Annotated in this window: 8 protein-coding genes and 2 pseudogenes; 9 read left to right on the top strand and 1 reads right to left on the bottom strand. The window is 71.0% G+C overall.

The annotated features are described in order from the left end of the window. Positions 1–189 precede the first annotated feature (189 nt). The gene (locus HMPREF3099_RS06830; RefSeq protein ID WP_070705295.1) at positions 190–1,725 is read left to right on the top strand and encodes an HNH endonuclease signature motif containing protein; all 1,536 of its coding nucleotides are present in this window, start codon (positions 190–192) and stop codon (positions 1,723–1,725) included. Positions 1,726–1,871: 146 nt separating this feature from the next. Here the strand turns inward: HMPREF3099_RS06830 and paaN are convergent, their stop codons facing one another. Further along, on the bottom strand, positions 1,872–3,614 hold the full coding sequence (paaN, locus tag HMPREF3099_RS06825) for a phenylacetic acid degradation protein PaaN (RefSeq protein WP_083323581.1): 1,743 nt from the start codon (positions 3,612–3,614) through the stop codon (positions 1,872–1,874). 141 nt (positions 3,615–3,755) lie between these two features. Between paaN and HMPREF3099_RS06820 the strand changes: the two genes are divergently transcribed. The 8 genes and pseudogenes from HMPREF3099_RS06820 to HMPREF3099_RS12400 form a co-directional block, all read left to right on the top strand. Further along, a complete protein-coding gene (locus HMPREF3099_RS06820; RefSeq protein ID WP_070705294.1) occupies positions 3,756–5,042 on the top strand; it encodes a 3-hydroxyacyl-CoA dehydrogenase NAD-binding domain-containing protein in 1,287 nt (428 codons plus the stop codon). Beyond that, positions 5,039–5,584 (top strand): hotdog fold thioesterase, encoded by a 546-nt coding sequence (locus HMPREF3099_RS06815; protein WP_202816718.1) that lies wholly within the window; start codon positions 5,039–5,041, stop codon positions 5,582–5,584. The genes HMPREF3099_RS06820 and HMPREF3099_RS06815 overlap by 4 nt, the downstream gene beginning before the upstream one ends. A gap of 129 nt (positions 5,585–5,713) precedes the next feature. Continuing rightward, a complete protein-coding gene (locus HMPREF3099_RS06810; RefSeq protein ID WP_070705293.1) occupies positions 5,714–6,226 on the top strand; it encodes an EfeM/EfeO family lipoprotein in 513 nt (170 codons plus the stop codon). A gap of 14 nt (positions 6,227–6,240) precedes the next feature. Continuing rightward, positions 6,241–6,429, top strand: a pseudogene (locus HMPREF3099_RS06805) (deferrochelatase/peroxidase EfeB); the annotation flags it as partial. Positions 6,430–6,478: 49 nt separating this feature from the next. Next, the gene (gene paaK, locus HMPREF3099_RS06800) at positions 6,479–7,846 is read left to right on the top strand and encodes a phenylacetate--CoA ligase PaaK (RefSeq protein WP_083323579.1); all 1,368 of its coding nucleotides are present in this window, start codon (positions 6,479–6,481) and stop codon (positions 7,844–7,846) included. Positions 7,847–8,051: 205 nt separating this feature from the next. Continuing rightward, the gene (locus HMPREF3099_RS06795) at positions 8,052–9,488 is read left to right on the top strand and encodes a cytochrome ubiquinol oxidase subunit I (RefSeq protein ID WP_070705291.1); all 1,437 of its coding nucleotides are present in this window, start codon (positions 8,052–8,054) and stop codon (positions 9,486–9,488) included. Between the two features lie 32 nt (positions 9,489–9,520). After that, a complete protein-coding gene (gene cydB / locus HMPREF3099_RS06790; RefSeq protein WP_070705290.1) occupies positions 9,521–10,630 on the top strand; it encodes a cytochrome d ubiquinol oxidase subunit II in 1,110 nt (369 codons plus the stop codon). A gap of 10 nt (positions 10,631–10,640) precedes the next feature. Next, positions 10,641–10,881 (top strand): annotated as a pseudogene (locus HMPREF3099_RS12400) (hypothetical protein); the annotation flags it as partial.

Below are 10,881 nucleotides of genomic sequence, written 5' to 3'. Positions count from 1 at the left end.
CACAGGATCCCGATAACGATTCCCCCAAGACACGTCGACGGCCCACGCGCGCCACGTGTCCACAGGTGCACCCCTTCCACTCCCACCACCAGCCACTCGTCCACATGTTTGATCACTGTTGCACCTTGCTTGGATCATCTGTACGATGATGACTGTCGTCGAGGTGGACCAGACACGAAGGGAGGGGACATGGCCACACCGATCGAACTCGCAGGGCCCGCGCCCCTCGAAGCGCTCGAAGCCGCCTTCGAGGCAGCCCGCACCGCGGACGAGGCCGTGATGCGGGCCCTGGCAGAACTGGGCACCACCGGGGTGGATCTCGAACGCGCGCAGCTCGCCTGGGTGGTGGAGCAGAGCACCGTGCTGGCGAACCGCGGCGACCGCATCCGCACGCGCAGCATGGACGTGGTGCGCGGAGCGCGAGAGTCCGGACGGTCGGTGCACACCGACGACGGCCAGTTCGCCGGGCGCGCGGCCCAGAGGGACGCGCGCGACGCGAGTCGCGACCGCAAGCTCGCACACGCCCTCGGCAACGCGATGCCGGGTGGCCCGCTGCCCCACCCGGGTGCCGGCCTCGTGCCGGTCCAGAGCCCTGGTGTCCACGGGGCGGGCGCGACCCCGGACCGCTCCGCCGCGGTGCCCGGGCCAACGGATGCTGCACCCGCTGCGCGCTACCCACTGCTCGCGGACGCCTTCGACCAGGGACTGCTCAGCCACCGTCACGCCGTGATCGTGGTGGACGCACTCGACGGGCTCCCCGAAGGAACGCCCGAGGCTGACATGGCTCGTCTGGAGGCGCACCTCGTGGCCCTGGCCCAGCGCCGGTCTCCCAGCAGGTTGCGGGTCGAGGCCCGCCGGGCACCGGAGGTGCTGGGGATCGACGTGCGTCGGGTGGACGAGCACGAGAACACACAGGTCCTCGCGGAGGAGACAGCCGCGCTGGACGCCGCGTCGTTCTGGATGAAGGACAACCAGGACGGCACGTGGTTCGGCCAGTTCGTGCTGCCTGAGCTGCAGGCCCACATGCTCAAGAAGGCCCTGGAGTGCCTGGCCTCGCCGCGTCGACGCAACCGCCCCCAGAGCGCTACCGGCGGTGCTGCGACCAGTGCAGCCAGCGGGAGCACCGGGGACGGCGGGTCGCGCCACCGGGAGCTGGAACGACGCAACGAGCAGGGGCGCGCCCTGGCCGAGCTCGTCGACCACCTGCCCACCGACCATCTGGGCACCAAGACCAACGCCATCCTGCTGGTGCGCACGGACCTCGAGACCCTGCGCGGCGAAACCGACCGGGCCGGCGTCACCGAGTCCGGCGCGGTCGTCTCCGCCGAGCAGGTGCGACGGCTGGCCAGCCAAGCCGGGATCGTGCCGGCAGTGATGGGAGGAGCCGGGCAGCTGACCGACCTCGGTCAGCAGCGGCGGTTCTTCAGCGAGGTGCAGCGTTCGGCGTTGGCGTTGAAGTACTCCCACTGCGCGGAGGAGGACTGTGACCGGCCCTTCGCCTGGACGGAGATCCATCACGCCGACCCGTGGGCACCCGTCCGGGGACCGAGCGGGCAGGTGCTCCATCCGGGTGGCGGACCGACGGACCTCGCCAACGGGATCCCGCTGTGCGGCAGACATCACCGGCTGCTGGACGACAGACGACGGACCCACACGATCGAACGGGACGAGCACGGCGTGGCCACGGTGCGCTTCGCGTGGCGGACGGAGGGGTCGACATGGTGAGCCGACGGCTGAGGGAGCGGTGCGCCCAGGCGCCGAGCACCACCACGGCCCGCCACCGGCAGGTGCCGGGGACGGGCCGAGGCGGACGCGAGGATCTCCGGGACGCCATGGGGCGGGATCACCGCCCGGCGCACGCGGGTGCCGCGTCAGACGTGGCGGCGCGTGGTCACCACACGGAAACGGTTGCTCACGAACGCGGCGTCCGCGTAGGCGGCGTTCGCGGCCGGGTTGGCCCCCGTGCCGTGGAAGTCGCTGAACGCGGCCGTCTGGTTCACGAAGATCTGGCCCATGAGGTTCTCGCTCAGGGCCACGCCGGCATCCGCAGCGGCCTCGCGGGAGTCGGCCAGAACGCCCTCGTCCGTGGAGTACACGGCCATGGTCATGGCGCCGTACTCCTGGATGGTGTCGCGCGCGATCTGCAGGGACTGCTCGGTGGACTCGGTGCGGATGACGAAGACCACCGGCCCGAAGCACTCCTGCGTGTAGGCGTCCTGCTTGTCGGCGTCGAGCAGGATGATGCCCGGCGTGCGCACGACCGCGTCGGGGAAGGTGGGGTGCTCGACCTCTCGCGGGGCCAGGACGACCTCGCCGCCGAGGCGATCGGCCAGGCCGGCGAAGTCGTTGGCGCGGGCACGGACGTCGTCGTTGACCGTGGCGCCGAGGATCTCGACGGCCTTGGCGTCCTCCTTGTTGAAGGCCGTGATGGCCTTGCCCAGGGAGGTGGCGAACTCCTCGGCGGTCAGCTCGCCGTCCGGGGTCGCGATGCCGGTGGCCTTGGCGTACACGTTCTGCGGCGCGGTGCACATCTGGCCGGAGTACAGCGAGAACGAGAAGGCCAGGTTGCCGGTGGCTGCGCGCAGGTCGGAGAACGAGTCCACGACGACCGTGTTGATGCCGGCCTTCTCGGTGTAGACGAGCTTGCCCGCCGACGCGGCCTCGGTCTCGAGCCAGTGACCGAAGCCCGGGCCGCCGGTGTAGTCGATGATCCTGACGGCCGGGTCCAGGGCCAGGTCCTTGGCGAGGGTGCCGCCCTGCTCCTCCGGGGCGAGCTGCACCAGGGCCGGGTCGAAGCCGGCCTCGGCCAGCACCTCACGGGCCACCTCCACGGTGATGGCCAGCGGCAGGATCGCCATCGGGTGCGGCTTCACGACCACGGCGTTGCCGGTGGCCAGCGAGGCGAAGATGCCCGGGTAGGCGTTCCAGGTGGGGAAGGTGTTGCAGCCGATGACCAGGCCCACCCCGCGACCGATGACGCGGTAGTCCTTCTGCATGCGGATCGGCTCGCCCTTGGCAGGCTTCTCCCAGACCACCGACTCGGGCACCTTGCGCTGCTCGGCCAGGGCGACCGTCACGGCCTCCAGGGCGCGGTCCAGTGCGTGCGGGCCTCCGGCCTGGAAGGCCATGACGAACGGCTGGCCCGAGGTGTGCATGACCGCGTGGGCCATCTCGAACGGGCGGGCGGCGATGCGGTCGATCACCTCGACACAGACAGCGGCGCGGGCCTCGGCGCCGGCATCGCGCCAGGCCTTCTGCGCAGCCGTGGCGGCCTGCATGGCGGCGGCCACGTCGAGCTGCGGGTAGGTGACGCCCAGCTCCGGGCCGTACGGGGACCTCTCCGCACCCACCCACGCACCGGTGGTCGGCTGCGACGACAGCGACTCGAACGTCGTGCCGAGCGTCTCCTGGTGGGCCTTGAGGCCCGTGGGGGCGGCGTCCTCGCCGTGGACCTTCGGGGAGGGCGACTCGGGGTAACGGCTGTGGAAGGAACGGGCCTCCAGGGCGGCCGTGGCCTCGGACAGGGCCTCGCGGTGCTTCTCCACGAGCGCCTGCGCCGCGGCCGGGACCTGGGGCGGGGTGGTGGAGGAGGGCTGCACGGTCGTCTCAGTCATACCCGTAGCGTAGTGACGTGGCACACGTCCGGTGACCGGTGTCAGCCGCTGCACGACAGACACCACCCCGGCCGCCACGCAGACCACGAGCAGGACGTCCACGACCACACCCACGACCACGACCACGACCACGAGGCGGACATGACCCAGACCCCCCAGCCCTCCGGCACGCCCAGCACCCCCGACGCGCTGCCGCCCGTCGCCGTCGTCGGCGCCGGGTCGATGGGGGCCGGCATCGCCCAAGTGGCCGCCCAGGCCGGACACGACGTGCACTTGGTGGACGTGCGCCCCGGCGCCGCCGCCGAGGCCGTGGAGCGGTTGACGTCCACCCTCCGCAAGCTCGCAGGCAAGGGCAAGATCACCGCGGACGCTGCTGAGGAGGCCATCGGCCACTTCGTGGTGGGCCCCGCCGCGGACGGGGATCTGACCGCCCTGCCACCGATGGGCCTGGTGATCGAGGCCGCCGTGGAGCGCCTCGACGTGAAGCAGGACATCTTCCGCACGCTCGGTTCCCACCAGCCCGCCGAGACCCTGCTGGCGAGCAACACCTCCAGCCTGGACATCGCCGCCATCGCCGAGGGTGTGGACGAGCCGGGCCGCGTGATCGGCCTGCACTTCTTCAACCCGCCGCCGCTCATGAAGCTCGTGGAGGTGGTGCGCGGCGGGAACTCCTCCCCCCAGGCACTGGACCGCGCCACCGCGCTGGTGCGGTCGTGGGGCAAGACGCCCGTGCGGTGCACGTCCACACCCGGGTTCATCGTCAACCGGGTGGCCCGGCCGTTCTACGGCGAGGCCCAGCGGATGGCGCAGCGCGGCTCGGCCAGCCCGGCCGACCTGGACCTGGCCCTCACGCGGTACGCCGGGTTCGCGATGGGGCCCTTCCGACTGACCGACCTCATCGGGCAGGACGTGAACTACGCGGTCGGAGAGAGCGTCTGGGAGCAGACCGACCGCGACCCGCGTTACGAGCCGACCGCCTACCAGAAGGACCTCGTGGACGCCGGCACGCTCGGCCGCAAGTCCGGCCGCGGCGTCTACGCCTACGGCGAGGACGGCGCACCCCAGGACGCCGAGGGCGACGAGTTCGCGGCCCGCGCGCTGGCCACCGGACCGGTGGAGTCGAACGTCGTGGCCCGCACGCTCTCGATGCTGGTGAACGAGGCCGTCGACCTGGTCCACCGTGGTGAGGCCACCCGCGAGGACGTGGACACCGCCATGAGGCTGGGCACGAACTACCCCAAGGGGCCGTTCGAGTGGCTCGACGAGCTGGGTGCAGCCACCGTGCTGGAGAACCTGCGCGTCATGGACGCCGCGTACCCGGGTGGGCGCTACCGGCCGAGCGAGGCCCTCGTGGCGCTCGTCGAGGGCGCGGTCGAGGACGGCGAGGCGCACACGCAGAAGCAGAACGCGAGGGGAGACGACGCATGACCTGGCACGACGGACTGCGCGACACCGCCACCGACGGCACCGACCTCGCCCACGTGCGCCGCATGTGGGAGACCGACGGGGCGTCGCGGCACATGGGCATCGACGTGCTCGAGGTCGACCGCGTGGACGGCCTGGGCCGCAGTGTGGCCCGGATGACGATCACCGAGTCGATGGTGAACGGCCACGGCACGACGCACGGAGGCATGGTGTTCGTGTTCTGCGACAGCATCTTCGCGCTGACCTGCAACAGCAGCGGGACCACCACGGTGGCGGCCCACTGCGACATCGACTTCCTGGCGCCCACGCGGCTCGGGGACGTGCTCGTGGGCGTGGGGACCGAGCGGTTCACATGGGGTCGCAGCGGCATGACCGACGTCGTGGTCCGCAAGGCTCCCGAGGGACACCCGCTGACGCAGGCCGGTGGGGGCGAAGGGGCAGGGGCGGAGAGTGAGGACGGCACCGGTGGCGTGCCCACGGACCTCGAGGAGTGGCCGGTCGTGGCGGTGTTCACCGGACGGAGCCGGGCACTGCCGGGGCGGTGAGATGAACGGCCCGGTCGGCGAGGAACACCGGCCGGGCCGACGGACGCCCGCGGGCGGTGCGGAGACCACGGGAAGACGGACGCCCGCGAGGCCGACGTCGAGGAGGGCACCGCCTGGACCGGCTGGCACGTGGCCGAGAAGGACCTGTGGGCCCCGGATGCCAAGGCCAACGGCGGCACGAAGTACGAGCCCCTCACCGACGCCGAGCGCGCGAAGATCGCCGACAAGCTGGTCAAGGACACCGAGACCCTCCACGACCGCACCCGGACGATGGACTTCACCGCCGACCAGATCTCCAACGGCGCCAAGGGCCTGCTCGACGAGGTGGCCACCGGCAAGGTGACCGGCGAGGAGGAGATCTGGAGCCACACCGACCTGTACGACTTCCAGGCCAACGTGGACGGCGCGAAGGTGGCCTACGAGAACCTCAAGCCGCTGCTGGAGAAGAAGGACCCGGAGCTCTCGGGCACCATCGCCAAGCGCTTCGACGCCCTGCAGGCCCTGCTCGACGAGCACCGCCAGGGCAAGGACGGCTTCGCCTCGTACACCGACCTCTCCGAGGCCGACGTCAAGAAGTTGTCCGATGCCGTGAACGCCCTGAGCGAGCCCCTCTCGCAGATGACGCCGGCGGTGCTCAAGTGACGCCCGAGGACGACCCGCGCGCCGCGTGGATGGCCGGCGGCTCCTGCCTAGTGGCGCGCAGCATCGCGATGGTCATCGAGACCTGGGACCGTGCCCCGCTGCGCGAGCAGGAGACCATCGTGGGCCGCACGCGCGAGGCCGGGGCGCCGATGTCGGGCGGCGAGGAGTTCACCGAGCCGGACTTCGCCGCCACCGGGCGCGACGAGCGCACCCCCATCGGCCCGCGCATGTGACCGGGGGCACACTGAGGCGATGAGCACCACGCCCCCGAATCCGCCCTCGCCCTCCTCGACCGCCGCCCAGCCCACCGGCCTCCCCCGGGTCGACGAGCGGCCCGACCTCTACGACGAGGCCGAGACCTGGTCGGTGGACCGGATGCGCGCCCACCAGCTGGAGCGCCTGCAGTGGTCGGTGCGGCACGCCTACGAGAACGTGCCGCACTACCGCCGGGCCCTGGACTCCGTCGGCGCCACCCCGGACGACCTCCGCGAGCTCTCGGACCTCGCCAGGCTGCCGTTCACGGCCAAGGCCGACCTGCGCGAGAACTACCCCTTCGGCATGTTCGCCGTGCCCCGCGAGCAGGTGGTGCGCGTGCACGCCTCGTCGGGCACCACCGGCCGCCCCACCGTGGTGGGCTACACCCGCGAGGACCTGGACACCTGGGGCCAGGTGGTGGCCCGCTCGCTGCGCGCCGCCGGCGTGCGCCCCGGTGACATGCTGCAGAACAGCTACGGCTACGGCCTGTTCACCGGCGGCCTGGGCGCCCACTACGGCGCGGAGAAGCTCGGGTGCACCGTGGTGCCCATGTCCGGCGGGCAGACCGAGAAGCAGATCCAGCTCATCCAGGACTTCAGGCCCCGCGCCATCACGGTGACGCCCAGCTACTTCCTGGCCATGCTCGACCAGATGGAGCTCATGCGCATCGACCCGCGCGAGACCTCTCTGGAGATCGGCGTCTTCGGCGCCGAGCCGTGGACCGAGGCGATGCGCCAGGAGATCCAGGAGCGCGCCGGCATGCACGCCACGGACATCTTCGGCCTCTCCGAGGTGATGGGGCCGGGCGTGGCCCAGGAGTGCGTGGAGACCAAGGACGGCCTGCACATCTGGGAGGACCACTTCTACCCCGAGGTGGTCAACCCCCTCACCGGCGAGCCGGTGGCCGAGGGGCAGGTGGGTGAGCTGGTGTTCACCTCGCTCTCCAAGCAGGCGATGCCGGTGCTGCGCTACCGCACGCGCGACCTCACCAAGCTGCTGCCGGGCACGGCCCGCCCGGGCATGCGCCGCATGGAGAAGGTCACCGGCCGCACCGACGACCTGATGATCGTGCGCGGCGTGAACGTGTACCCCACGCAGATCGAGGAGATCGTGCTCGGCATCGAGGGGCTGACGCCGCACTTCCAGTGCATCCTCACCCGTCCGGGGCGCATGGACGAGCTGACGGTCACCATCGAGGCGCAGCCCGACGTGGCGGAGCACCTGTACGACCACCTGGCGGGCGTGGTGCAGCACGAGGTGAAGAACCGCATCGGCACCACGGCCCGCGTGGTGGTGGGCGGCGTGGGCACCATCGAGCGGTCGGTGGGCAAGGCGCGGCGCATCGTGGACCAGCGCAACGGCTGAGACGGGGCGCGCGGGACCCGAGGGGCCAGGGTGCCGAGGGGGGGGTGGGTGCAGAGGGTGCACCCACCCCGCTGCGATGTGGTGAGGTGGGCCTGTGCTACGGCGCAACTACGAAGCGGCGTAGTATTTGATCGTCAACAGGTCGCTCGGAGATCCCGATCGCACCGGCCGACCCCTTGGGCCCACTACCTCTGCGGGAGCAGACATGGATGCACTCGAACTCGCCCGGTGGCAGTTCGGTATCACCACCGTCTACCACTTCTTCTTCGTCCCCATCACCATCGGCCTGAGCTTCGTCGTCGCGCTCATGCAGACCCTCTGGATCCGCACGCGCCACGAGGACTGGCTCCGCCTCAGCAAGTTCTTCGGCAAGCTCTTCACCATCAACTTCGCGCTCGGCCTGGTCACCGGCATCGTGCAGGAGTTCCAGTTCGGCATGAACTGGTCGGACTACTCCCGCTTCGTCGGCGACATCTTCGGCGCCCCACTGGCCATCGAGGCCCTCCTGGCCTTCTTCCTGGAGTCGACCTTCCTCGGCCTGTGGCTCTTCGGCTGGGGACGCATCCCCGAGGCGCTGCACAACGCGGCCATCTGGCTGGTGCACATCGGCACCCTGCTGAGCGCCTACTTCATCCTGGCCGCCAACTCGTTCATGCAGAACCCGGTGGGCTACCGCAACAACCCGGAGACCGGGCGCGCCGAGCTCGTGGACTTCTGGGCCGTGCTCACCAACCCGGTGCAGCTCGTGACCTTCCCCCACGTGGCCACGGCCGCCTACGCCACCGGCGCCGGCCTCGTGGTCGCCGTGGCCGTGTGGCACCTGTGGCGCAAGAAGTTCCCGGCCGACGAGGGCATGTACCGCAAGGGCGCCCGCCTGGGCGCCTGGATCATGCTCGTCGCCTCGCTCGGCGTGGTCGTCACCGGCGACGTGCAGGGCAAGATCATGACCGACGTGCAGCCCATGAAGATGGCCGCCGCCGAGGCCCTCTACGACACCGAGGACTCCTGCGCCTCCTTCTCGATCCTCACCATCGGCACCCCCGACGGCGAGCACGAGAAGTTCGCCATCACCGTGCCCTGCGTGCTGAGCTTCCTGGCCACCGGCGACGTCGACGGCAAGGTCGAGGGCATCAACCAGCTGCAGGAGGAGTACGCCAAGGTCTATGGCGGCTCCGGCGACCCGCTGCTGGAGGTCCGCGACTACCGGCCCAACATCATGGTGACCTACTGGTCCTTCCGCTACATGATGGGCGCCGGAGCCCTGGGCATGCTCGCCGCGGCCGCCGTGCTGTGGGGCACCCGTGGCGGTCGCTCCCTCACCAGCCGCTGGTGGTACCCGGCCGCCCTGGCCGCCCTGTTCGGGCCGCTGCTGGGCAACAGCTTCGGCTGGATCTTCACCGAGATGGGCCGCCAGCCGTGGGTGGTGTTCGGCCTCATGAACACCGAGGACGGCGTGAGCCCCGGCGTGGGCGCCGCCGAGGTGCTCACCTCGATGGTCGTCTTCACCCTGCTCTACGGCGCGCTGGCCGTCATCGAGGTGAAGCTCATGCTCCGCTACGCCTCCGCCGGCGCCGAGCACGCCGACGCCGGGAAGGCGCAGCGCATGACCGCCGACGACGAACCGCACGTGTTCGCCTACTGAGCCACGAGACCTACGGGAGACACGGAATCGTCATGGAACTGTCCATCATCTGGTTCGTCCTCATCGCCGTCCTGTGGATCGGCTACTTCGTCCTGGAGGGCTTCGACTACGGCGTGGGCATGCTCGTGCCCGTGCTGGGGCGCGATGCCGACCCGGCCACCGCGGAGCGCCGCCGGCGCACCGTCATCAACACCATCGGCCCGCACTGGGACGGCAACGAGGTGTGGCTGCTGACCGCCGGTGGCGCCACCTTCGCGGCCTTCCCGCACTGGTACGCCACCCTGTTCAGCGGGTTCTACCTGCCGCTGCTGCTCATCCTCGTGGGCCTCATCCTGCGCGGCATGGCACTGGAGTACCGCCACAAGGAGGACTCCGACACCTGGCGCTCGCGCTGGGACGTCGCCCTCGTGGTCGGCTCGTTCGTGCCGGCGCTGCTGTGGGGCGTGGCGTTCACCAACATCGTGGTGGGCGTGCCGATCGACGCCGACATGGAGTACACCGGCACCCTGTGGACGCTGCTCAACCCGCTGGCGCTGCTGGGCGGCCTGGCCACGCTGACGGTCTTCCTCACCCACGGCGCGCTGTTCGTGGCGCTGAAGACCACCGGCGACGTGCGGCACGACGCCCGCGGCATCGCCCTCAGGGTGGGGCTGGTGGCGGCCGTGCTCACCGTGGCCTGGACCGTGCTGGTGATGCTGCAGACCGGCAACACCGCCAGCTGGGTGCTGCTGGTGGCCGGTCTGCTGGCCTTCGTGGCCGCCCTGGCCCTGGTGGCCACGGCCCAGAAGCAGGGGCGCGACGCGGCGCACGAGGCCCTGGCCGGCCGGGAGAAGGGCGCCTTCTGGTGCAGCTTCCTGGCCATCGCCCTGGTGGTGGCCGCGCTGTTCACCGCCCTGTTCCCCGACGTGATGCCGTCCACCACGGACGCGGCCTTCTCGCTCACGCACGAGAACGCCTCGGCCACGGACTACACGCTCGGCATCATGACCGTCGTGGCGCTGGTGCTCACCCCGGTGGTGCTGCTCTACCAGGGCTACACCTACTGGGTGTTCCGCAAGCGCATCAGCACCGCGAACATCCCCGACCCGAAGGCCTACGGCACCGAGGCCACCCGCCCCCTCGAGGGAGCCCACCGGGCCTGAGAATGACCCCGTGAAGCCCTTCGACCCGCGACTGCTGCGCCTCCTCCCCACCGCACGGAAGGAGGTCGCAGCAGTCGCGCTTCCCGTGGTGCTGCAGGGCGTGGTGGCCGTGCTGCAGGCGCTGGCCGTGGCGTGGCTGGCCACCTCGGTGGTGGCTGCGGCCTACCGGGGCGCCACCGGGCAGCCGGTGCCGCCCGGCATCGGGCCGGGGGTGGCCGCACCGTCGCTGGGCCACCTGGGGCCGATGGGGG

It is taken from the genome of Kytococcus sp. HMSC28H12 (assembly GCF_001816045.1).
Lineage (GTDB): Bacteria > Actinomycetota > Actinomycetes > Actinomycetales > Dermatophilaceae > Kytococcus > Kytococcus schroeteri.
This window is presented reverse-complemented; position numbering and strand designations above follow the sequence as displayed.